At 55.0% G+C, this 22,707-nt stretch carries 21 protein-coding genes; 9 read left to right on the plus strand and 12 right to left on the minus strand.

The window, feature by feature from the left end:
* Positions 1-32: 32 nt before the first annotated feature.
* Positions 33-716: a ribosome biogenesis GTP-binding protein YihA/YsxC gene (yihA, locus tag L4174_RS15925; RefSeq protein ID WP_248144658.1), complete on the plus strand. Its 684-nt coding sequence runs from the start codon at positions 33-35 to the stop codon at positions 714-716.
* Between the two features lie 995 nt (positions 717-1,711).
* Here the strand turns inward: yihA and polA are convergent.
* A complete protein-coding gene (polA, locus tag L4174_RS15930; RefSeq protein ID WP_248144657.1) occupies positions 1,712-4,486 on the minus strand; it encodes a DNA polymerase I in 2,775 nt (924 codons plus the stop codon).
* Between the two features lie 325 nt (positions 4,487-4,811).
* Here polA and elbB point away from each other — a divergent pair, with 325 nt between their 5' ends.
* Positions 4,812-5,462, plus strand: a complete 651-nt coding sequence (gene elbB, locus L4174_RS15935) for an isoprenoid biosynthesis glyoxalase ElbB (protein ID WP_248144656.1) — start codon at positions 4,812-4,814, stop codon at positions 5,460-5,462.
* Positions 5,463-5,956: 494 nt separating this feature from the next.
* On the opposite strand, the gene L4174_RS15940 is transcribed toward elbB, so the two are convergent.
* From L4174_RS15940 to recQ, 4 genes are all read right to left on the minus strand, one after another.
* Positions 5,957-6,397: a GNAT family N-acetyltransferase gene (locus tag L4174_RS15940; protein WP_248144699.1), complete on the minus strand. Its 441-nt coding sequence runs from the start codon at positions 6,395-6,397 to the stop codon at positions 5,957-5,959.
* A 58-nt stretch (positions 6,398-6,455) separates the two neighbouring features.
* A complete protein-coding gene (locus L4174_RS15945) occupies positions 6,456-7,133 on the minus strand; it encodes a 7-cyano-7-deazaguanine/7-aminomethyl-7-deazaguanine transporter (RefSeq protein WP_248144655.1) in 678 nt (225 codons plus the stop codon).
* 156 nt (positions 7,134-7,289) lie between these two features.
* The gene (locus L4174_RS15950) at positions 7,290-7,607 is read right to left on the minus strand and encodes a DUF3630 family protein (RefSeq protein WP_248144654.1); all 318 of its coding nucleotides are present in this window, start codon (positions 7,605-7,607) and stop codon (positions 7,290-7,292) included.
* Positions 7,608-7,887: 280 nt separating this feature from the next.
* Complete coding sequence (recQ, locus tag L4174_RS15955; RefSeq protein ID WP_248144653.1) at positions 7,888-9,735, minus strand: ATP-dependent DNA helicase RecQ; 1,848 nt, start codon at positions 9,733-9,735, stop codon at positions 7,888-7,890.
* 188 nt (positions 9,736-9,923) lie between these two features.
* Here recQ and rarD point away from each other — a divergent pair, with 188 nt between their 5' ends.
* Positions 9,924-10,835: an EamA family transporter RarD gene (rarD, locus tag L4174_RS15960; RefSeq protein ID WP_248144652.1), complete on the plus strand. Its 912-nt coding sequence runs from the start codon at positions 9,924-9,926 to the stop codon at positions 10,833-10,835.
* Positions 10,836-10,945: 110 nt separating this feature from the next.
* On the plus strand, positions 10,946-12,691 hold the full coding sequence (ggt, locus tag L4174_RS15965; protein WP_248144651.1) for a gamma-glutamyltransferase: 1,746 nt from the start codon (positions 10,946-10,948) through the stop codon (positions 12,689-12,691).
* 86 nt (positions 12,692-12,777) lie between these two features.
* On the opposite strand, the gene uvrD is transcribed toward ggt, so the two are convergent.
* Positions 12,778-14,949: a DNA helicase II gene (uvrD, locus tag L4174_RS15970; RefSeq protein WP_248144650.1), complete on the minus strand. Its 2,172-nt coding sequence runs from the start codon at positions 14,947-14,949 to the stop codon at positions 12,778-12,780.
* Between the two features lie 290 nt (positions 14,950-15,239).
* Here uvrD and L4174_RS15975 point away from each other — a divergent pair, with 290 nt between their 5' ends.
* From L4174_RS15975 to L4174_RS15990, 4 genes are read left to right on the plus strand one after another with little or no spacing between them, the layout of a single operon-like run.
* Positions 15,240-15,503 (plus strand): DUF2282 domain-containing protein, encoded by a 264-nt coding sequence (locus tag L4174_RS15975; RefSeq protein WP_248144649.1) that lies wholly within the window; start codon positions 15,240-15,242, stop codon positions 15,501-15,503.
* Positions 15,500-16,369, plus strand: a complete 870-nt coding sequence (locus L4174_RS15980; RefSeq protein ID WP_248144648.1) for a DUF692 domain-containing protein — start codon at positions 15,500-15,502, stop codon at positions 16,367-16,369. Before L4174_RS15975 ends, L4174_RS15980 begins: the two co-directional genes overlap by 4 nt.
* Positions 16,350-17,132, plus strand: coding sequence for a DNA-binding domain-containing protein (locus tag L4174_RS15985; RefSeq protein WP_248144647.1), 783 nt, complete (start codon positions 16,350-16,352; stop codon positions 17,130-17,132). Before L4174_RS15980 ends, L4174_RS15985 begins: the two co-directional genes overlap by 20 nt.
* A 9-nt stretch (positions 17,133-17,141) precedes the next feature.
* Positions 17,142-17,600, plus strand: a complete 459-nt coding sequence (locus tag L4174_RS15990; RefSeq protein ID WP_248144646.1) for a DoxX family protein — start codon at positions 17,142-17,144, stop codon at positions 17,598-17,600.
* Positions 17,601-17,602: 2 nt separating this feature from the next.
* Here L4174_RS15990 and yigB read toward each other — a convergent pair whose 3' ends face one another.
* From yigB to L4174_RS16020, 6 genes are all read right to left on the minus strand, one after another.
* The gene (gene yigB / locus L4174_RS15995; protein WP_248144645.1) at positions 17,603-18,319 is read right to left on the minus strand and encodes a 5-amino-6-(5-phospho-D-ribitylamino)uracil phosphatase YigB; all 717 of its coding nucleotides are present in this window, start codon (positions 18,317-18,319) and stop codon (positions 17,603-17,605) included.
* Positions 18,320-18,345: 26 nt separating this feature from the next.
* Positions 18,346-19,254 (minus strand): tyrosine recombinase XerC, encoded by a 909-nt coding sequence (xerC, locus tag L4174_RS16000; protein ID WP_248144644.1) that lies wholly within the window; start codon positions 19,252-19,254, stop codon positions 18,346-18,348.
* A complete protein-coding gene (locus L4174_RS16005) occupies positions 19,251-19,958 on the minus strand; it encodes a DUF484 family protein (protein ID WP_248144643.1) in 708 nt (235 codons plus the stop codon). The genes xerC and L4174_RS16005 overlap by 4 nt, the downstream gene beginning before the upstream one ends.
* A gap of 67 nt (positions 19,959-20,025) precedes the next feature.
* A complete protein-coding gene (gene dapF, locus L4174_RS16010) occupies positions 20,026-20,856 on the minus strand; it encodes a diaminopimelate epimerase (RefSeq protein ID WP_248144642.1) in 831 nt (276 codons plus the stop codon).
* A 20-nt stretch (positions 20,857-20,876) separates the two neighbouring features.
* On the minus strand, positions 20,877-22,127 hold the full coding sequence (gene lysA / locus L4174_RS16015) for a diaminopimelate decarboxylase (protein ID WP_248144641.1): 1,251 nt from the start codon (positions 22,125-22,127) through the stop codon (positions 20,877-20,879).
* Between the two features lie 28 nt (positions 22,128-22,155).
* Entirely contained in the window at positions 22,156-22,275 is a 120-nt protein-coding gene (locus L4174_RS16020) for a lipoprotein (RefSeq protein ID WP_248144640.1), read from the minus strand.
* Between the two features lie 76 nt (positions 22,276-22,351).
* Here L4174_RS16020 and cyaY point away from each other — a divergent pair, with 76 nt between their 5' ends.
* Entirely contained in the window at positions 22,352-22,663 is a 312-nt protein-coding gene (cyaY, locus tag L4174_RS16025) for an iron donor protein CyaY (protein WP_248144639.1), read from the plus strand.
* Positions 22,664-22,707 lie beyond the last annotated feature (44 nt).

A 22,707-nucleotide genomic window follows, 5' to 3' on the forward strand; every position in this document is an offset into this window, starting at 1 on the left:
GTCGACGACCAGAAGACTTGACGGAGTTAACAGTGAATTCCCCTCTCAACTACAGACAAACCCATTTTATTACCAGTGCCCCGGATATCCGCCACCTTCCCATGGACAAGGGAGTTGAGATTGCATTTGCTGGCCGATCAAATGCTGGTAAATCAAGTGCTTTGAATCGTCTGACAGATCAGAAAAGTCTGGCACGGACCTCAAAAACACCAGGCCGGACCCAATTGATCAACATGTTTGAAGTCCGCACGGGCTGCAACCTGATCGACCTGCCGGGCTACGGCTACGCGCAGGTTCCGCTGGAGATGAAGCAGAAGTGGCAGGCGGCGCTGGGTGAGTATCTGCAAAAGCGTGAATGCCTGCAGGGTCTTGTCGTTCTGATGGATATCCGCCACCCGATGAAAGATCTCGATCAGCAAATGATTTACTGGGCCGTCGAGAGCCGTTTGCCTGTTCTGGTTCTGCTGACCAAAGCCGACAAACTGAAAAGCGGTGCCCGCAAAGCGCAGCTGCTGAAAATCCGTGAAGCAGCTCTGGCTTTTGGCGGCGATGTCGAAGTGGAATGCTTCTCTGCACTGAAAGGGATTGGTGTGGATCAGGTTCGCCGCAAACTGGACATCTGGTTTGCCCCGGAACTGGCCCGTCAGCAAGCACTGCTCGAAGCCGATCAGGACGAAGACATTGACGGCCTGAATCATAACGCCGCTTCAGAATAATTTGTCTTCCTGCCTGGCCCGAAGCCAGGCAGGAAACCGTCACAGGCATCATTATCTGTCCGTACAAATACTGTGTCAGAGATACCAGATAAAAATGACCCCACCTGAACGATGGGGCAACGGGAGAGAAATAGGAGGTTTTTATATTTGTCCAGAAAGGATTAATGATTTAACCCCTCAACGCAAGTTTTTTATCCGTAATCTGGTTATTTTTTTCTCCCTGATGCCAGATATTCCTTAGCCCTTCCCATTGTTAACTTCCTTTTTTACCCCATTCAGCCCAAATTCAATGCCTATTGTTTCATTCTGCAAATTAAGTTTGCATAGACAAAGCTATGCAGCCATGTTCACTTGGAATTTTATTACACAATGGATGGCAAACAGACAAAAAAAAGCCACTCAAATCAAGAGTGGCTGATCATGGATAGGTCGACTGTCACAAATGAAATACAGCCAGACAAATATGAACAAGAAGCAGACTTGAGTATAACCTTCCGGAATCACAAGTTAAAGTAATTACTCTAATTTTATGTCGTATCATGCCCTGCCCGCTCACCACTTGGCAGGATCGTCACAGTTTGAATGGTCAAAGCGGAAGAGGATTCGTCGTGGTCACAGTGCTTTTGTCAGTGAAAACAGGCAATGTCGTTCAATATTAATCGGAGACGTCAGTTCGCAGACAGCGGAGAAAAGATATGCGGGAAAAATTTCGGGCCAGAAATAAAAACGCCCTGACCAAAGCGATCAGGGCGGCTGAATCAGCCAAATCCAATAACGTGAAACAAAAGGTCTGAAAGATAGAACATCTTACCTCTGTACCCTACGCCGCTAACTGTATATCAATTGTGCAGAAATGAAAACCCTTTTCCGTAATTTTTTTTCATTCATCACGTAATTAAGTTTTACATCAGCACGCTAAACCCCGATCCAGATTAAAAAAAACCAGCCAAATGGCTGGTTTTTGATAATTGAATTACAGGGATGAATCTCACAAATTAATGAGCCTGATCCCAGTTGTCACCACTGCCTGCCTCAGCAATCAGCGGCACATCGAGTTCAGCTGCAGCTTCCATCAGCTCACAAACCGACTTCGCCACACGATCCAGCTCTGAAGTTTTCACTTCAAAGACCAGTTCATCGTGCACCTGCATCAGCAGACGAACACTATCCTGTGTCTGAACCCAGGCATCAACGGCAACCATGGCGCGTTTAATAATATCCGCTGCCGTGCCCTGCATCGGTGCGTTAATTGCCGCCCGCTCTGCTGCTTTCCGGCGAATCGCATTACGCGATTGAATATCCGGCAGGTAAAGACGACGGCCGAACAGTGTTTCCACATACCCCTGTTCACTGGCATGGGTTCGGGTACTTTCCATATATTCCAGAACTCCCGGGTAACGCTCGAAGTACACATTCATATACTCCTGCGCCTCATTACGGCCCATCCCCAGCTGTTTGGCCAGACCAAACGCACTCATCCCGTAGATCAGACCAAAGTTGATCGCTTTTGCACGACGGCGCTGTTCACTGGTCACCTCATCGATAGCGATACCCAGGATTTCGGCAGCCGTTGCGGCGTGGATATCTTTTCCTTCCCGGAACGCTTCCAGCAGGGCTTTATCGCCAGAAAGGTGCGCCATAATCCGCAGCTCAATCTGTGAATAGTCCACAGCCAGGATCTGATATCCTTCCGGCGCAATAAAGGCCTGACGAATACGGCGGCCTTCCTCGTTCCGGATCGGAATGTTCTGCAGGTTCGGATCAGTCGACGACAGGCGCCCCGTGGCCGCCACTGCCTGATGGTAAGACGTGTGCACACGCTTGGTTTCCGGATTAATCATCCGGGGCAGCTTGTCGGTATAGGTTGATTTCAGTTTCGCCAGACCACGGTGTTCCAGAATCAGCTTCGGCAGCGGGTAATCCAGCGCCAGCTCCTGTAACACTTCTTCGTTGGTCGACGGAGTGCCGGACGGCGTCTTCTTCAGAACCGGCAGGCCCATTTTCTCAAACAAAATCGCCTGCAACTGTTTCGGCGAACAGAGATTGAATTCTTCCCCGGCGACCTCATAAGCCTGAGTCTGAAGCTCATCGAGACGAACTGCGATTTCCTGCGACTGTTTCGCCAGCTTGTTCACATCCAGCAAGACACCGGTCCGCTCCATACGCGACAGCACGGGCACCAGTGGCATCTCAATGTCTTCCAGTACATGTTTCAGTTTCGGGTCGACATTCAGCTTCCCGATCAGCAAATGATGCAGGCGCAAGGTAATGTCTGCGTCTTCCGCCGCATATGGGCCAGCCTGTTCAAGATCGATCTGATTGAACGTCAGCTGTTTCTTCCCTTTGCCGGCAATCTCTTCGAAACTGATGGTCTTGTGCTCCAGATAACGCAGCGACAGGCTGTCCATATCATGGCGGCCGACCACGCTGTTATAGACATAAGACTCCAGCATGGTGTCGAAACGGATCCCCTGCATGTCGACGCCGTAACGGGCCAGTACACTGGCATCATATTTCAGGTTCTGACCGACTTTCGCCTGTGCCGGATCTTCCAGTAATGGCTTCAGCTGCGCAATCACCCAGTCGCGATCCAGTTGTGCCGGTGCGTCCAGATAGTCATGTGCAACCGGCACATAAGCCGCTTGGCCTTCTTCAGCCGCAAAGGACAGCCCGACCAGATTGGCGATCATGTAATCCAGACTGTCGGTTTCGGTATCAAAGGCAAAGACTTCAGCCTGTTTCAGAATATCCAGCCACTCCAGGAAGCGAGCTTCATCCAGCACCACTTCATAGCCACTGCGATCAATCACAGGTGCCGGTGACTTCGACGGCGCCGCTTCCTCACTGACCGGGCTGGCCGCGCTGTCCGCAACAATGCGGCCGTCACTGCCGTCCAGCATTTCTGCCAGCCAGCGACGGAACTGTAACTTGCCGAACAGACGGGTCAGCTCATCCGTATCCGGCGTGCCTTTTTGCAGATCCTGCGGGCCGAATTCCAGTGCGACGTCCAGCTTGATCGTCGCCAGTTCGTAAGACATAAAGGCCGCATCACGATGTTCTTCCAGCTTTTTCGGCATGGTTTTCGAGCCACGGAAGCCCAATCCCGGAATTGCATCCAGATGGTCATACAAGTCTTTCAGGCCGCCGATGCCAGTCAGCAATGCGGTAGCCGTCTTGTCGCCCACCCCGGGAACGCCCGGAATGTTATCAACTTTATCTCCCATCAGTGCCAGATAATCGATGATCAGCTCCGGACCAATCCCGAACTTTTCACGCACGCCTTCGGGATCCATCACGACACCGGTCATGGTATTAATCAGGGTGACATTCTCATCCACCAGCTGTGCCATGTCTTTATCTCCGGTGCTGATCAGAACCGGCATGCCAGCCTGCGACGCCTGACAGGCCAGGGTCCCGATCACATCATCTGCTTCAACACCCGGTTCACAGATCAATGGCAGCCCCATGGCCTTGATAATGGCATGCAGAGGTTCGATCTGAGCGCGCAAATCATCCGGCATCGGCGGCCGATGCGCTTTATACTCGGGATAGAGCTCATCGCGGAAGGTCTTGCCCTTGGCATCAAACACCACAGCAATATGCTCTGTGGCAAACTGCCGCAGCATGCTCCGCAACATATTCACCACACCATACACCGCCCCGGTCGGTTCGCCGTCAGAGTTGGTAAAGTTAGGCGCGGCATGATACGCACGGTAGAGATACGAGGAGCCATCGATCAGGATCAGTGGATTTTCTGGAATAGTTGCCATAATGGATTATCAGTATCTGGGAGATAAAAGGATCAGAACCTTAGGATGCCACGAGACGTGCCAAGTGTTAACCGAAGTTTTCCCTGTTGTTGGCCCGAGATCTGTGGATAAGTTTGTTAACTATTGCCGAGAGCCTGAAGATCATTTTTGCTTCTTGATCAGAAAAACGATTTTTAGTCATTTGAGATCAATGGTTTATTTAGCAAAGCAAAAATGGATCCATGATCCTGAAATGATCATCAAATGTGGAAAAAGTTATCAGATGGCGGTGTAATCGGACAAAGCGGTGTTAATTTCTTCAGTTTTGAACAAAAAGGAGGCCAAGATGAAGAAGGTTGCAGTCATTTTAAGCGGTTCGGGTGTATTTGACGGCAGTGAGATCCATGAAGCCGTTCTGGCATTACATGCCATTGAACAGGCTGGGGCCAGCTGGCACTGCTTTGCACCCAATATGGAACAGCATCATGTGATTAACCATATGACCGGTGAGCCCATGAACGAAACACGCAATGTCCTGATTGAAGCTGCGCGGATTGCACGGGGCCAGATCCAGGATGTTGCCGAGCTCAGCGCCCGGGACTTCGATGCATTATTGCTGCCCGGCGGCTTTGGCGCAGCAAAAAATCTGTCAGATTTTGCGTTCAACGGTGCCCACTGCCAAATTCATCCAGAGGTGAAACGTGCCTGTCAGGAATTTGCCCGGGCGCAGAAACCTGCCGGTTATCTGTGTATTGCACCGGTTCTCATTCCTCAGATTTACGGTCAGGGCGCCAAAGGCACCATCGGTAATGAAAAAGAAGTCGCCAGTGCATTTCGGGCCATGGGCGGCGATCATATCGATTGTCCTGTGGATGAATTCGTGCTGGATCAGGAACGCAGTCTGCTCAGCAGCCCGGCTTACATGCTGGCAGGTTCTATCTCTGAAGCCGCCAGTGGGATCAATAAACTGGTGCAGCAGCTGGTGAAAATGGCCTGAATAAGAAAAAGCGGCGCTTGATTCAAGCGCCGCTCAGCAGAAACGGTCGAGGTTATCAGCCCTACACTAAAAACCAAACCCAAGCTGTATACTGGAAGCAATGTGAGCAATGTCGTGCCTTCATACGAGAAAGGATAACAAGATGTTCCTCGCTGAGCGCCAGTTAATAATAACCATTCTCATTACCTTTGCAAGCCTTTATTGAGAATAATTTTCATTTACTAAGTTTTTCAAAGACTTCCCCGACCTCTTTTCACCCTGAGATCCGGAGCTGCCAAAAAAGAAAAAGCGGCGCCTGAGAACAAGCACCGCTAAGCAAAAGTCAGCAGAATATTCAGCCCTACACTCAATACCCGCCTTCGCTAAAGTACACTGGAAGCAATGTGAGCAATGTCGTGCCATCAAACAGAAATCCTCTGGTGTGAGTTTTCCTTGAAAGCAAGTTAATAATAACTATTCTCACTTAAGGTTCAAGTGTTATTTGAGAATTATTTTCATTTAAATTCATTCCAGGTCTTCACGAAATGCAGCCGGTAGTCCTCAATCCCGTCTTTCTTCTCCATATGCTCAATCTGATAGCCGTTTCGCAGCAATAAACGCAGCATAGCCGGAAAACGGTTACGGGATTTCACCCGCAGCTCCGCATACCCCTGCGCCTGGACCCAGTTTTCCTGCGCTGACAGCAGTGCCTGTGCCACACCATTCTGACGGCCCTCCGGCACCACACCGCCCAGCCAGCTGTAAAAGCAGGTTTCAGACAGGCGATAACCGATTTTCACCCCGAGCAATATGCCGTTCTTTTCAGCAATCAGGATCAAAGGGCTGCGTCCCCGGACCCGGCTTGCCAGACTGGACTCGGTTTCCGGCTGATCAAGTTCGTTGATTCTGGCCAGGACCTCAGCCGCTTCCGCCAGGCTGGCTTCACGTATCTTTATCACAGCTTGTGGTACTCCCATTCAGAAAGAAAAAAGCCGGCAGTCGCCGGCTTTGAGTTTAAGACAGCCCCTGCGAGGGCTCAAGCTGGGCCTGCATCCGGGTCAGGCGCTTCACCAGATAGTTCAGCAATACACCGTACATCGGCACAAATAATCCCAGACTGATGATCAATTTCACCCCGTAATCCACCAGCGCAATCTCGACCCAGTGTTCAGCCATAAAAGCATCCGGGCTCTGATAAAATGCGATGGCAAAGAAAGCGACAGTATCCATTGCATTGCCGAACACGGTCGATGCGGCAGGTGCAATCCACCATTGCTGGCACTGTCGCAGGCGGCTGAAGACTGAAACGTCCATAATCTGCCCGAGCAAATAGGCCATAAAGCTGGCGATCGCAATCCGGGCCACAAAGAGATTGAACTCACCCAGCGGCGCCAGCCCCTGATAAGCCCCCTGATAGAACACCACCGACAGCAGATAAGACACCGCCAGTGCCGGGAACATGACCCGGGTGATGATCCGGCGCGCCATTGCCGCACCGTAAATTCTCACCGTCAGATCTGTGGCCAGAAAAATAAACGGAAAGGTGAAAGCGCCCCAGGTCGTGTGGACACCAAACAGGGTAAAGGGGATCTGAACCAGGTAGTTACTGGAGGTAATGATCACCAGATGGAAAGCAACCAGAATCCAGAGTGCCTGGCGTTGCTGCGCCGGCGAAAAAGCAGAAGTCGTCATCAAACAGACCTTTTTGTCAAATGGGGGCGAGGGAACCCAACACAATCAACAGCACATTTTCTGTACAGTGCTGTCTCCAAAGGCGCTGATTATACCGTAAGCAATCCGACTGCCAAGCCAGCACGGCAATGGCAAACGTTTGCAGTTAAAATTTGATTACTGGGTCAACTTTTTCAACCAGCCCGCAAGAAACACCAGCGTTTCACTGTCGTCCTGACTCAGCGCTTCCAGCCACAGGCTGGCACTGTAATGCTCCCCTTTCAGCATCAGACGACAGCCTTCAAAGTCAATCAGCCAGACATGCAAATCAGCATTGGCCTCTTTTTCCACCACACTGGCATCGAGCAGCGTCACCAGAGATTGCGCCAGCTCTTCAAAACTGTCGTAGTCGAATTCCGGGGCAGTCAGGTGCAGGCAGCCGCGCTCCTGGTCCAGCGCTCGCACACCCAAATAAGGCTCTGTCGATAAAGTCATAGGATTTCCTTTTCAGTCTCCGGCACACAAATCCGGTTTGATGTAACCAAGTGTTGCTTAGCGTGTCAAAGCATAAGCAACCGATAGCTTCCGGGTGAATTTCATGGTCTGATGCCTGTGTTGTGCTGATGGCCAGGAGGCCTCACAACACCGTGGCGAAGAATTGCATTCTCGCCCCAATACGCAAGCTGTTTTGTAGTGAACAAAGCCCTCGTTTTGTTTCTGCTACACTCTCTGCCGGATAATCATCGATTGTCCGGTTTTTTTTACTTTGCGTTCCTCAAGAATACTCTGCAGCCGCCAGCAGATGCTCTTCAATCACCGACAAAAAAACCCTGCCGTATTTTTCCAGCTTCCGCTGCCCGACCCCGTTCACCGCCAGTAACTCCCCTTCCGAGGTTGGCAGACTCTCAGCCATTTCCATCAGACTGGCATCGTTGAAGACGACGTAAGGCGGCAGCGATTCTTCATCGGCGATTGCTTTGCGAACCATCCGCAGCTTGGAAAATAATTTCTTGTCATACTGGCGCTTGAGACGGCTGTCCGGCCGTGAGTTGCGTGCGCTGCTGTCAATCCGCGGCACCGCCAGTTGCAGGGACGCTTCTCCGCGCAGAATAGCCCGGGCTTTTTCCGTCAGTTGCAGGGTGGAATGATTCACGATGTTCTGAGACAGGAACCCGCGGTGGATCAGCTGACGCAGGATACTGACCCAGAATTCATGGCTGTGCTCCCGGCCAATACCATAGGTACTCAGCTTGTCGTGTCCCTGCTCCCGCACCTTGGCATTTTGCAGGCCACGCAGCACATCGACCACATGATGGAGGCCGAAACGCTGGTTGACCCGGTAGACACAGGACAGGGCCTTCTGGGCCGTTTCCAGGGCCTCGAAATGCTGTGGCGGATCTAGGCAGATATCGCAGTTGCCGCAGGCATGTTCGCTGTGCTCGCCAAAATAGTGCAGCAGAACCTGACGCCGGCAGGTCTGTGCTTCGGCAAAAGCGCCCATGGCATTGAGCTTATGCCCTTCCACCTGTTTCTGCGGCCCGTCGTCTTTTTCTTCCAAACAACGGCGCAGCCAGGCCAGATCGGCCGGGTCATAAAACATCACGGCTTCAGCCGCCAGGCCATCCCGCCCGGCACGGCCGGTTTCCTGATAATAAGATTCGATATTCCGCGGGATATCAAAGTGCACCACGAAGCGCACATTGGGCTTGTTGATCCCCATCCCGAAAGCCACGGTTGCCGCCACAACCTGAATGTCATCCCGCTGGAAACCTTCCTGCACGCGGATACGCTCGTCGTGGTCCAGACCGGCATGGTAGGCTGCAGCCCGAATCCCCTGCTCGGCAAGCTTTTCCGCCACCTGCTCGACCTTCTTGCGGCTGTTACAGTAAATGATACCGCTCTGACCGCGCACACTGGTCAGAAAACGTCCCAGCTGCGCCATCGGTTTGTATTTTTCCTGCAGGGTATAGCGGATATTCGGACGGTCAAAACTGCCCAGATGAATGAATGGATCGGTGAGTGTCAGCCGGCTCGTGATATCGTGGCGGGTCGTGTCATCCGCTGTCGCCGTCAGGGCAATGACCGGCATCTGCTGAAAATGTTCTTTCAGGGTTCCCAGCGCAGCATATTCCGGACGGAAATCGTGCCCCCACTGCGAAATACAATGGGCTTCATCCACCGCCAGCAGGCTGATCGGCAGACCGCTGAGCCGGTCAATAAAGTCGCGACTGAGGACCCGTTCCGGAGAGACATACACCAGCTTGAGTGTGCCGTCGGCCATGCCCTGCCAGGTTGCCTGCAGCGCCTCCGGGGTCATGGTCGAGTTGAGACAGCCCGCAGCCACCCCGTTGGCCTGCAGCTGGTCGACCTGATCTTTCATCAGGGAAATCAGCGGCGAAATGACCAGTGTCAGCCCCTCACGCATCAGCGCCGGGATCTGGTAACAGAGTGACTTCCCGCCACCGGTCGGCAGGATCACCAGGCAGTCACGCCCGGATGCCACCGCGTCAATGACTGCCTGCTGGCCGGGCCGGAAAGACTGATAACCGAACACCTGCTGCAGGATCTGCGTACTGGTGACGGACGTGACGGCGCGGCTGAGATCTGAGGTTGAGGCAGACATGACTTCACTCTTGATTGACACAGCCGGCTATTCTATACCAATCAGATCCGGGATGGGAGCCACCCGCACTGAACACCAATAAGTCACTAGTCAATTTCAGCTGGCTGGCATTATACTGCCCGTTCCAACAGACACTGCGTCTTTGCACCGCCTTCTGCCAACGCTTTACCACAACACACTGGAATACAATGGACGAGCAAGCGAAAACGACCCAACGCGGGGTGATCCTGGCCCTGGCCGCCTACACCATGTGGGGCATTGCACCCATTTACTTTAAACAGCTGCAATCTGTCAGCCCCTTTGAAATTATCAGCCACCGCATTATCTGGTCTTTCTTTTTCCTGGCTGCTCTGATTTTTCTCGGCCGGGGCTGGGGGAAAGTCCGGCAGGTCCTCAAGCAACCGAAAGCTGTCATGATGCTGCTGGCCAGCTCTGTGGTCATTGGCGGCAACTGGCTGATTTTTATCTGGGCCGTCAACAGCAATTATATGCTGGATGCCAGTCTGGGCTATTTCATCAACCCGCTGCTCAATGTCCTGCTGGGCATGATTTTCCTCGGGGAACGCCTGCGGCCGCTGCAGTGGCTGGCCGTTGCGATGGCTGCCGGCGGCGTCGTGATCCAGCTTGTCCATTTCGGCTCACTGCCCTGGGTGGCGCTAGTGCTGGCGGGCAGTTTTGGTCTCTACGGTTTGCTACGCAAGAAAGTCAATCTGGATGCACAGACCGGCTTATTCATGGAAACCAGCATTCTGCTGCCGCTGGCCATGGGCTATGTCTTTTTCTTTGCCGACAGCCCGACCTCAGACTGGACCCAGAACAGCATGAACACCAACCTGCTGCTGATGGCTGCCGGGATCGTCACCACGCTGCCGCTGCTGTGTTTTACCGGCGCCGCGACCAAGCTGAAACTCTCGACGCTGGGCTTTTTCCAGTACATCGGCCCGAGCCTGATGTTCCTGCTGGCCGTCTTCATGTACGGCGAGGTTTTCAGTGCTGACAAGAGTCTGACCTTTGCCTTTATCTGGCTGGCACTGGTGCTGTTCAGCTACGACGGCATCACAGGTCACCGCCGCAACCGCAAGAAAGCCCAGCTCGCTTAACCCGCCCCGCTTTTCTGATCATGTCACAGATTGCTCAACCCAACGGGCAATCTGTGATAAAACACCTAATCTTATCCCTTGATTCACAACAATTTTAAAAAGGATCTGCCATGAAAAGGACCTCCCTTGCCCTGGCGCTGACCGGCCTGCTGCTCACCGCACCGGCATTCAGCGAGCAAGCCACCGATTTAGTCGCCCCGGAAGGGGCCACGGGTTTACAGCATAGTGCCCAGGTCACGGGCAAAGACTGGATGATTGCAACGGCCAACCCTTATGCCAGTGATGCCGGTGCCGCCATGCTGGCCAAAGGCGGTAATGCTATTGATGCCATGATTGCTGCACAGCTGGTGCTGGGCCTGACCGAACCGCAGTCCTCCGGCCTGGGTGGCGGGGCTTTTCTGGTGTACTGGGACAGCGAGAAAGATGCCCTGACAACCTTCGACGGCCGTGAAACGGCACCGGCGGAAGTCACACCTCAGCTGTTCCAGGATGAATCCGGCAAACCGCTGGCCTTTTACGATGCGGTGGTCGGCGGGCGTTCCGTCGGTACCCCGGGCACCGTCAAGCTGCTGTGGCACACCCACCAGCGCTTAGGCAAACTGCCGTGGAAAGATCTGTTCGAACCGGCGATTAAACTGGCCCGGGATGGTTTTACCGTCAGTCCGCGTCTGGCGCAGCTGATCCGGGAAGACAGTGAACGCCTGCAGCGCTTCCCGGCGACCAAAGCTTATTTTTTCCCGGGCGGCCAGCCGCTGAAAGCCGGTGATACCCTGAAAAATCCGGCCTATACCGATACCTTGCAGCAAATTGCTGAACGGGGTGCCAGTGCCTTCTACCACGGCGACATCGCCAAAGACATCGTGAAAACAGTACGTCAAGCCACGGGCAATCCGGGGGTCCTGAACACCATGGATCTGGCCACCTACACCGTGAAAGAACGTCCGGCCGTGTGCGCCCCTTACCGCCAGTACGAGGTCTGCGGCATGGGACCACCCAGCTCCGGCGCACTGACACTGGGTCAGATCCTCGGTATTCTCAGCCATTACCCGATGAAAGAACTGGGCCCGAACAAAGCCCTGAGCTGGCATCTGCTTGGCGATGCTTCCCGGCTGGCCTTTGCCGACCGTGGCCGCTACATGGCCGACAGTGATTTCGTTCCGATGCCGACCGAAGGGCTGCTGGACAAAAACTACCTGCAACAGCGCGCCGGCCTGCTGAAAAGCAATCAGGCGCTGAAGGAAGTGAGTGCCGGCTTACCGCCATGGTCTCACGCCATGAACTACGGGCTGGATAACGCGATTGAACTGCCGTCAACCAGTCACCTGGTGATCGTCGACAAAGACAGAAACGTACTCTCCATGACCACCACCATTGAGAACGGATTCGGCTCCCGCCTGATGGTGCGCGGCTTCCTGCTCAACAACGAGCTGACCGACTTCTCCTTCAGCACCCATGACAACGGCATGCCGATCGCCAACCGGGTCGAGCCGGGCAAACGGCCGCGTTCATCGATGGCACCGACCATCGTGCTGAAAAACGACAAGCCGGTACTGGCCATCGGTTCACCGGGCGGCAGCCAGATCATCGGCTATGTGGCCAAAACGCTGGTCGCCCACCTCGATTGGGGACTGAGCCTGCAGCAGGCGGTTGATCTGCCGAACATGAATAACCGGTTTGGTCCGTTTGAGCTGGAACAGGGGACCAGTGCTGAGCGCTGGGCACCGGAGCTGGAAAAACTGGGCTTTGAAGTCCAAATCAAACCGCTGAACTCCGGAGTCCAGGCCATCGGTCTGTTCCGCGGCCAGCTGAACGGGGCCGCCGACCCACGCCGGGAAGGCAAAGTGGTCGCGCAGTAAGCGGCCTTATTCCGCGACTGCGATCAAAAACGCGCCGGCCTCCTGAGGAGACGGCGCGTTTATTTTTAAGATAAGTCAGTGATGACTTACATCGCTTCCAGTTTGGCGTACTGAGTCACCAACCACTTGATTCCTTCACCATTGAAAGCAACCTGCACCCGGCTCTGAGCACCACTGCCTTCAAAGTTGATGATGGTGCCTTCCCCGAATTTCGGGTGCTGGACCCGCTGCCCGAGGCTGAAACCGGTCTGATTGAAGTTCTCGTTGACCTGCGTCTGGCTGAATCGACCACCGGTTGACGGACGGGAGACCTGTGCCTTCATCCGCACTTCCTCGACAAATTCTTCCGGAATTTCGCGCACGAAACGCGACACTTTGTGGAAATTGTCCTTACCGTACAGACGACGCATCTCGGCGTGTGTAATGTAAAGTTTTTCCATCGCACGGGTCATGCCGACATAACACAGACGACGCTCTTCCTCGAGACGTCCCGGCTCTTCAGAGGTGCGGAAACTCGGGAACATCCCTTCTTCCACGCCCACCATGAACACCATCGGAAATTCCAGTCCTTTGGCGCTGTGCAGCGTCATCAGCTGTACCGCATCATCAAAATCATCGGCCTGTCCTTCACCAGCTTCCAGCGCCGCATGCGACAGAAACGCAGCCAGCGGACTCATCTCCCCGGCTTCCTCCGGCACCTCAAACTGACGGGTGGCAGTCACCAGCTCTTCCAGGTTTTCAATCCGGGCCTGCGCTTTCTCACCTTTTTCCTGCTCATACATTGCCCGCAGTCCGGACGAACGGATCACTTCATCGGTCTGCTGATACAGCTGTATCTCCCGGGTGTCGTCTTCCAGCGCATTGACCAGTTCCACAAAACGACGCAGTGAGTTGGCAGCCCGGCCGGCCAGGACTTTCTCATCCAGCAAAGCGACACTGGCCTGCCACAGAGTAGTGCCGCGATCCCGGGCCGCCATCCGGATAGTATCCAGCGTCCGCTCTCCCAGTCCCCGGGCCGGGGTGTTCACCACCCGCTCAAACGAGGTATCATCATCGCGGTTGGCAATCAGGCGCAGATAAGACAGCGCATCCTTGATTTCCTGACGCTCGAAGAAACGCATGCCGCCGTAGATCCGGTAAGGCATCCCGGCCTGAATCAGCGCCTCTTCCAGCACCCGCGACTGAGCATTGCTGCGGTACAGCATCGCCGTGTCATTCAGTGCGCCGCCGCTGTCCTGCCAGCCTTTGATCTTACCGACCACAAACCGGGCTTCATCCAGCTCGTTAAAGGCGGAATACACTGAAATCTTTTCGCCCTCACCGCCTTCGGTCCACAGATTCTTGCCCATCCGCTCATTGTTATTGGCGATGAGCGCATTGGCCGCCTGCAGGATATTGCCGGTCGAACGGTAGTTCTGCTCCAGGAAGATACTGGACGCACTGGTGAATTCCTTCAGGAAACGCTGAATATTTTCGACTTTGGCGCCCCGCCAGCCGTAAATCGACTGATCGTCATCGCCCACGATCATCACGTGGCATTCTGGCCCCGCCATCAGGCGCAGCCAGGCAAACTGAATGTTGTTGGTATCCTGGAACTCGTCTACCAGAATGTGCTTGAAACGGGCCTGATAATGTTCGCGGATGTGCTTGTTGTGCTTGAGCAGTTCAAATGAACGCAGCAAGAGTTCGGCAAAATCGACCAGTCCGGCGCGGTCACAGGCTTCCTGATAGGCGGTATAAACGCGCAGCCAGGTCTGCTCGACCGGGTCGTTGAAGGTCTCGACATGCGACGGACGCAGTCCCTCATCTTTCTTGCCGTTGATATACCAGGCCGCCTGACGGGCTGGCCACTGTTTCTCGTCCAGATTCTGCGCTTTGATCAGGCGGCGCAGCAGACGCATCTGATCATCGGAATCGATGATATTGAAATCTTCCGGCAGCCTGGCATCCAGATAATGGGCGCGCAGCATGCGGTGACTCAGGCCATGGAAAGTCCCGTTCCACATCCCGGCACAGTTTCCCTGCATCAGCGCGTTGATCCGGCCGCGCATTTCTGCCGCGGCTTTGTTGGTGAAGGTCACCGACATGATGGAGAAAGGCGAGGCTTCTTCGACCCGCAGCAGCCAGGCAATCCGGTGCACCAGCACCCGGGTTTTTCCGCTGCCGGCCCCGGCCAGAACCAAATGATTGCCCAGCGGTGCCGCCACCGCTTCGCGCTGTTTGTCATTGAGACCATCTAACAAGAGTGAAACGTCCATCGCCTTTCTACTGGTTATTTATACACTGGCGGTGATTATAACAGCTCAGACAGAGAATGCCCGCCCTGTCTCATGCTGAGTCTCGTCCGGCCCGTCAGCCTCAATTTTCCGACGTCAGCACCACTGCAGCACAAAACGGCCGCACAGAAAAAATTCACTTCGTCTGAAATTTCTTTCAGCCCCTCCCTTTCTATAGTGGATAAGAGCACCTGATGCGTTCCACCTCAGCTTCCAGGACTAACGCTCGAAAACCGCAACATTTGAACTGTCTGATATCAAGAGGAATGATGATGAAAAAGAGCAATCTCGCCTTAGCCACCGCTGTCTCTGGCCTGCTGATCCTGGCTGGTACTGCCCCTGCCGTCGCAGCTGACAGCGGTGCGAAAGAAAAATGTTATGGCGTCGCCAAAGCCGGAAAGAATGACTGCGCCACCAAAACCGGCTCCTGTGCCGGAACCGCCAAAATGGACGGTCAGAAAGATGCATTTATCATGGTGCCCAAAGGCCTGTGTGATCGTCTGGCTGGCGGCAGCACCCAAAGCAGCAAATCATGACCAATGATTGCGCCTTTCAGCAGGTTGGGGTTGGCCTGAGAGCCCCCCACCTGACTCTTTTTCGCGACATGGCACAGCCTCCGGTCGGCTGGCTGGAAGTCCACAGCGAAAACTACTTCAACCCGGAGAGTCCGGCACGCCAGACCCTCAGCCAGATTGCTGAACAGTTCCCGATCAGCTGTCACGGCATTGGCTTATCTCTGGGGTCTGCCGATCCCCTCAACCGCCGTCACCTGACCCAGCTCAGGCATCTGGTTGATGACCTCTGCCCCATGGCTGTCTCTGATCACCTGAGTTGGAGTTCCGTCAACGGCCAGTACCTGAACGACTTATTGCCCATCCCATATACCGAAGAAGCCCTGAACGTGGTCTGCGACAAAGTCTCGCAGGTCCAGGACACTCTCGGACGCCAGCTACTGGTAGAAAACCCGTCGAGCTATCTCAGCTTCCGTCATGCTGACTATACGGAATGGGATTTTCTGAGCCGGGTCCAGCAACAGACCGGCTGCGGACTGCTGCTCGATCTCAACAACATTTATGTCAGCAGCTTTAACCACGGCTTTGAGTGCAGGGCCTATCTCGACGCCATCAACCCGGCTGCGGTGAAGGAAATTCATCTGGCCGGTTTTACGGTCCGGAAACTGGATCAGGGCGAGATTTGGATTGACACCCACAGCCGCCCGGTCAGCGAACCGGTGTGGCAGCTATATCGCGACTGGGTCCGTCAGCACGGCGCCGTCCCGACCCTGATTGAATGGGATCTCGACATTCCGCCGCTGGCGGTTCTGCTCGGCGAAGCGGACAAGGCCCGGCAGATCCTGCGCGAAACAGCACAGGAGGTCTCGCATGAATGCCGTCAAGCCTGACGGGCCGGATCTGGCAACACTGCAAACCAGCTTTGCCCGGGCCCTGCATTACCAGCCCAGCGAAATCACGGATCACATCACGCCACATGCCTTGCGTGCCGAACAGCAACTCCAGATCTACCGCAACAATTTCATTATCAGCCTGACCGAAGTGCTGGAAGCCACCTACCCGGCCGTGAAAGCCGTCGTCGGAGAAGCATGTTTTTCCGCACTGGTCCGGCAACACATTCTGACAGTCCCGCTTGAACAGGGCGATGTGAGCCATTACGGATGCGGCCTTGAGAACACCATCGCCGCACAGGAGGCACTGCACCAGTCGGTCCCGTATCTGGCCGATCTGGCCCGGCTGGAATGGCTGGTGGACCGGGCTGCACAGCTCACGCCGTCCGGTCAGGATTTCCCGCTGGAGAAACTGCAAGATCTGACCGAAGCACGGCTGGCACAGGCTCGGCTGGTTCCGAATTCCGGCTGCGGGCTGCTCGACAGTGACTATGCGGTTGCTCAATTGTGGCAGGCGATTCGCGACGATGATCTGGACACGCTGGAGCGTCTGGACATTCGACAGCCGCAATCGGCCATCGTGTTGTCCGGCCCCAGGGTGATCACCACCACAGCGGCAGGCACGGCGCTGGTCGAACTGACCCGACAACATCGACCACTGAGCCAGGCCACCCCGGAGATGCTGGCGCTGCTGGGCGAACTGATTTCGCAGCAGGTGTTTATCAATATCCGCTATCCTGATGACACAGAAGCATCAAACTGAGGGACTGATATGTTTTATCTGATTAAAGACATCGATACCCAGTTCAGCCGGGCGCTGACACCCATTACTCCGTTACTGCTCCTGCTGACCCGGTTGTGGGTCGCCTGGGTGTTTTTCAATGCCGGAATGCTGAAGTTCCAGAGTTGGGACAGTACCCTCTATCTGTTTGAATACGAATATCAGGTCCCGCTGATCCCCTGGCGCATCGCGGCCTATCTGGGCACAGCAACTGAGCTGATTGTGCCCGTTTTTCTGGCGCTGGGTCTGCTGACGCGCCCGATGGCACTGCTGCTGTTCATCTTCAATATGATTGCGGTGGTCTCTTATCCGCTGCTGTGGGAGAAAGGATTCTTTGACCACCAGCTGTGGGGCATGATGCTGCTGGTGAATGTGTTCTGGGGAGCAGGTCTGCTGTCGCTCGATCATCTGACCGGCCGGGCACGCAAACCCAGCCGTCTGATGGAATAAATTCAGACCAGCGTCAGCAACTGATCCAGCGTGTGAATTTCAACGTCCGGCAACCACTTGGCTTTTGTTTCCTGACGCATTTGCCGGTGCTGATCGTTCAGCCAGCAGGCCTGAAAACCACAACGCCGGGCACCGCCGACATCGGTCTCCAGATGGTCGCCGACATGGAGGATATCCTGCGGCGCCACGCCCAGCAGAGCCTGTGCCTGCAGAAACAAATCCGGCTCCGGCTTCGACAGACCATCGCGGCCCGCTACCAGTACCCGGGAAAAATACTGACCCAGACCAATCTTATCAGCATCCACGTTGCCGTTGGTAATCGCCAGCAGCGGCACCCGGGTTGCCAGCTCACCCAACACCGTGTGGGTCAGCGCCGGCACATCGACCTGATTGCGCACCGTCAGTACCACACTGAGCCCTTCCTCACTGGCGGCACTTGCCTGCTGCGCAGAATAACCCAGCTGCATCAGTCCGGTCCGCAGCATTTCCCGTCGCCAGGCCGTCACGTCATGACGCAGCATCGGATTCTCCTTCGCCAGCCGGAACTTGAGCCGATGCCAGTCCGCCGGGGTCAGATCGCGGGCGACCGGATGCGAAGCCGCAAGCCAGTCGTGCATCGCCTGTTCTGCCCGCAGGATCACCGGATGGTTGTCGTACAGGGTATCGTCCAGATCGAAGGTCATCGCCTTGGGCGAACGAAAACTACGGTAAAACTGCATGACAACGGCTCCTTTCCTGCCTGGACTTATTTACGTTTTTTGGCCCGGGGATGGGCCTGATCGTACACCTTCGCCAGATGCTGGAAATCCAGATGGGTGTAGATCTGTGTGGTGCTGAGATTCGCGTGGCCGAGCAATTCCTGCACCGCCCGCAGGTCACCGCTTGATTCCAGCATATGAGTGGCAAAACTGTGGCGCAGTTTGTGCGGATTAATATGGCTCGATACGGCCTGTTTCTGGCCCCATTCTGCCATCCGCTTCTGAACATTACGGTTTGAGATCCGCTGACCCAGTTTGGAAACGAACAACGCCGGTTCACCGGGTGCAGCTAACTGGCCTCTGACTTTCAGCCAGATCCCGACCCATTCCCGGGCCTGGCCCGCGAAAGGCACGATCCGCTCTTTGTCCCCTTTACCGATGACCCGCAGATCGCCCTTGCTCAGGCTGATGTCTTTGACATTCAGCCCGACCAGTTCCGACAAACGCAGTCCGGCCCCGTACATCAGTTCCATGATCGCGCGGTCGCGTACCGACAGCGGGTCGTTTTCGTCCACGCTGAGCAACTGATCCATTTCATCGACATCCAGATTCTTTGGCAGCGGACGGGATTTCCGCGGCGCCGAAACCCCTTTGGCCGGATTAGCTTTGATCTCGCCCTGATGCACCAGATAATCAAGAAAGCTGCGCAGAGCCGACAGCCGCATGGCCAGACTGCTGGCCTTGAGGCCGTCACGCATCCCTTTGCTGGCGACCTGACGAACCCAGCCGGCATCCACCGACCTCCAGTCTGACACGCCCAGCTCGCACAACTGTTCGGCCACAGTCGTCAGCTGACGCTTGTAGTTCTGCTGGGTGTGCAGGCTCAACTCGCGCTCACTGCGCAGGTACTCGTAAAAACGTTCCAGCGATTTGGTCAGACTGGCGGGTAAACTCACTCAATCACCTCCCGGCTGTATTCCCAGTGCCGGATTAAACGCGCCAGTACCCCGGCCATCTGTTCGACAAACAGGGTATCCATGTCCGGCTGAAAGTGGCCGCCGTCCCGGCTGGCAAAACTCAGGATCCCATCCGGCCGCTCCGGCTCGCCCAACGGCAGCACCACAAAGGAGCCCAACTGAGGCGGCTGGTGAAACAACAGCTCACTCTCTGCTTTACGCAAACGGCCCAGATAAACTCCCCGCGGGTTAAAACGGGCGCGGCGAAATCCCTCAAAGGCTTGCCGGCTCAGATAAAGTTTATTATCCAGACTGTCGAACAGCCGCACGCTCACGCTCAGATCCAGCTCAACGGCCAGCTCAGTCAGCACACTGAGAGCCTGATAAATATTGTGGGTCTGAAACAGCCGCTGCTGTGCCTGGGCAAATGAGGCAAACAAAGTACTGTTGCTGGCAGCCACCACCATCATGGTATCGATCTGCTTTTCCAGCTCAGCGACTTTATGGCGCAGACGTTCCATCTGCCGCTCCACCAGCGACACCGTACCGCGCTCCGGGTGAGGCAGTCGCAACTGCTCCAGCAACTCGGGCTGGTGCAGAAAAAAATCCGGGTTTGATGCTAAAAAGGCCACCACCGCCTCTTGGTTCAGCGGTGCGGCCTCGTCGTCAACCGGGGATTGATCCAGTTGGTTAATATCCGTCATATCTCTTGGTTTGGTTAGGCTCGGCGGAGGCTTCAGCCGCCGCCGGCAACTTGCCAGTCACTCTGGTTCAGAGAGTGAGCTGACCATCAAACACATGGGCGACCGGTCCGGTCATATACAGCGGCTGGTCATCACCAGCCCAGCGAATGTGCAGGTCCCCGCCCGGCAGGCTGACCGTGACGTTGCTGTCCAGCAGCCCCTGCCGCTGACCAATCGCCACTGCCGCACAGGCACCACTGCCGCAGGCCTGTGTTTCCCCGGCACCCCGCTCATAAACCCGCAGCCGGATGGCGGAGCGCGACAGCACCTGCATGAAACCGACATTCACCCGCTCCGGGAAACGTTCATGGCTTTCCAGCAAGGGTCCCAGCGTTTCGACTTCAGCGGTATCGACGTCATCGACCACGGTCACACAGTGCGGATTTCCCATACTGACTGCGCCGCAGAAGATCGTATTATTTTCAGCCCGGAGGATATAGGTTTTCTCTTCCTGTTTGGCTGAAAACGGGATCTTTTCCGGAGTAAACTCAGGCAATCCCATATTCACCGTCACCTGATTGTCGTTTTCCAGCTGCAACATCATTTTGCCGGACTTGGTACTGACCGAAATCCGGTATTTGTTGGTCAGCCCTTTCATCGACACAAAGCGGGCAAAGCAACGGGCACCGTTGCCACACTGCGAGACTTCGCTGCCATCCGCATTGAAAATACGATAGTGGAAGTCCGTCTCGGGATCATAAGGCGGTTCCACGACCAGTAACTGGTCAAAACCGACCCCGCGATGCCGATCTGCCAGACGCCGGATTGCGTCCGGTGAAAAGAAGATGTTCTGGGTAACACAGTCAACGACCATGAAATCATTACCCAGACCATGCATCTTGGAAAATTGAAACTGCATCGGCGTTCTCTCGTTCCGGGTTAAGGCAACAGGTGTTCAGACTGCCACAGCTGGCTCAGGGTCTCGCGCTCACGCACCACATGCGCCTGATCGCCATCCACCATGATTTCCGCCACCCGCGGACGGGTGTTGTAGTTTGAAGACATCACAAAACCATAGGCACCGGCAGAACGCACGGCCACCAGATCGCCCGGTTCCAGTTTCAGCAGCCGTTCTTTACCAATGTAGTCTCCGGTTTCGCAAATCGGACCCACAAAGTCATATTCCATCGGCTCGCCGTCACGCGGCACCACAGGCACAATTTCCTGCCAGGCGTGATACAGGGTCGGGCGGATCAGATCGTTCATGGCCGCATCGACAATCGCGAAATTCTTGTGTTCCGTATGCTTGAGGTATTCCACCCGGCTGACCAGCACACCGGCATTGGCAGCAATTGCGCGGCCCGGCTCAAAAATCAGTTCCAGATCCATGTGATTTTCCAGCCGCTCCAGCAAAGCTTTGGCGTAGTCTGACGGCAGCGGCGGCTGCTCATTGCTGTAGGTCACGCCCAGACCACCACCAACATCCAGGTGTTTGATCACGATACCTTCCGCTTTCAGGGTATCGATCAGCGCCAGCAGGCGATCCGTGGCATCAATGAAAGGCGCCATCTCCGTCAGCTGCGAACCGATATGGCAGTCCATCCCAATCACGTTCAGATTCGGCAGACTGTGTGCCAGACGGTACACTTCCGGTGCCCGGTCAAAGGCAATCCCGAACTTGTTGTCACGCAGACCGGTGGAAATATACGGGTGGGTTTTCGCATCAACATCCGGGTTGATCCGCAGCGAGACCGGCGCAATCTTGCCCATCTCCGCCGCGACCTGGTTCAGACGCTCCAGCTCAGGTTCGGACTCTACATTGAAACACTTAATGTCCAGTTCCAGCGCCCGGCGCATTTCCGCCGCCGTTTTACCGACCCCGGAAAACACCACTTTCGCCGCATCACCGCCCGCGGCAATCACCCGCTCCAGTTCACCCACAGAAACGATATCAAAGCCGGAGCCCAGTCGCGCCAGAATATTCAGCACACCCAGGTTGGAGTTGGCCTTCACGGCATAACAGACTAAATGCGGATGGTCCGCCGCCGCACTGTCAAAGGCACGCCAGTGGCGTTCCAGCGTTGCACGGGAGTAGACATAAAGCGGGGTGCCAAAACGTTCAGCCAAATCAGTGAGGGCAATCTCTTCGGCGTATAGCTGACCGTCTTGCTGATAATTAAAATAATCCAATGTGATCTCTTCCCTGTTATGGCCGCGGTTATTCGGTTTGTTCGTTGTTCTGGGTGTCATCGGCCGGCATATACAGCGGGCCGCTCTGGCCACAGCCTGCCAGCGTCAGCACGGTCAGGATAAATGTTGTGATTAAACCTTTACGCATTTTCAAAGCCAGTGATAATGATTGCAATGCCCTCTATAATCGCACCCACACTAGGAAAAGCAATAGGACTAACAGGATGAACGATACTGAATTTCATAAACTGGCTGATCAGGTACTGATGCATATCGAAGAAGGCATCGACCAGTCCGGTGCAGATATCGAGTATGAAACGACCGGCAATGTACTGACTCTGGAGTTTGAAAACCGCAGTCAGATCGTCATCAACCGCCAGGAACCACTCCATGAGATCTGGGTTGCATCCAAATCAGGCGGTTACCACTTCAAGTATAACGACGGCATCTGGCACTGCACCCGCAGTGATGAAGAACTGATTTCGCTGATCAAGCGGGAATGTTCACTGCATGCAGAAGAGAAAGTCGACTGGTAACAGTCTCCGGCGCGTCAGCTGACAGTGCATACGCGCCGGAATTA

It is taken from the genome of Photobacterium sp. CCB-ST2H9, from assembly GCF_023151555.2.
GTDB lineage: Bacteria > Pseudomonadota > Gammaproteobacteria > Enterobacterales > Vibrionaceae > Photobacterium.

Excerpts from the sequence above, each read along its gene's own strand:
- polA (WP_248144657.1), bottom strand. The coding sequence starts at position 4,486 with ATGGCAACTATTCCAGAAAATCCACTGATCCTGATCGATGGCTCCTCG.
- elbB (WP_248144656.1), top strand. The coding sequence starts at position 4,812 with ATGAAGAAGGTTGCAGTCATTTTAAGCGGTTCGGGTGTATTTGACGGC.
- L4174_RS15945 (WP_248144655.1), bottom strand. The coding sequence starts at position 7,133 with ATGACGACTTCTGCTTTTTCGCCGGCGCAGCAACGCCAGGCACTCTGG.
- L4174_RS15950 (WP_248144654.1), bottom strand. The coding sequence starts at position 7,607 with ATGACTTTATCGACAGAGCCTTATTTGGGTGTGCGAGCGCTGGACCAG.
- recQ (WP_248144653.1), bottom strand. The coding sequence starts at position 9,735 with ATGTCTGCCTCAACCTCAGATCTCAGCCGCGCCGTCACGTCCGTCACC.
- rarD (WP_248144652.1), top strand. The coding sequence starts at position 9,924 with ATGGACGAGCAAGCGAAAACGACCCAACGCGGGGTGATCCTGGCCCTG.
- ggt (WP_248144651.1), top strand. The coding sequence starts at position 10,946 with ATGAAAAGGACCTCCCTTGCCCTGGCGCTGACCGGCCTGCTGCTCACC.
- uvrD (WP_248144650.1), bottom strand. The coding sequence starts at position 14,949 with ATGGACGTTTCACTCTTGTTAGATGGTCTCAATGACAAACAGCGCGAA.
- L4174_RS15975 (WP_248144649.1), top strand. The coding sequence starts at position 15,240 with ATGAAAAAGAGCAATCTCGCCTTAGCCACCGCTGTCTCTGGCCTGCTG.
- L4174_RS15980 (WP_248144648.1), top strand. The coding sequence starts at position 15,500 with ATGACCAATGATTGCGCCTTTCAGCAGGTTGGGGTTGGCCTGAGAGCC.
- L4174_RS15985 (WP_248144647.1), top strand. The coding sequence starts at position 16,350 with ATGAATGCCGTCAAGCCTGACGGGCCGGATCTGGCAACACTGCAAACC.
- L4174_RS15990 (WP_248144646.1), top strand. The coding sequence starts at position 17,142 with ATGTTTTATCTGATTAAAGACATCGATACCCAGTTCAGCCGGGCGCTG.
- yigB (WP_248144645.1), bottom strand. The coding sequence starts at position 18,319 with ATGCAGTTTTACCGTAGTTTTCGTTCGCCCAAGGCGATGACCTTCGAT.
- L4174_RS16005 (WP_248144643.1), bottom strand. The coding sequence starts at position 19,958 with ATGACGGATATTAACCAACTGGATCAATCCCCGGTTGACGACGAGGCC.
- dapF (WP_248144642.1), bottom strand. The coding sequence starts at position 20,856 with ATGCAGTTTCAATTTTCCAAGATGCATGGTCTGGGTAATGATTTCATG.
- L4174_RS16020 (WP_248144640.1), bottom strand. The coding sequence starts at position 22,275 with ATGCGTAAAGGTTTAATCACAACATTTATCCTGACCGTGCTGACGCTG.
- cyaY (WP_248144639.1), top strand. The coding sequence starts at position 22,352 with ATGAACGATACTGAATTTCATAAACTGGCTGATCAGGTACTGATGCAT.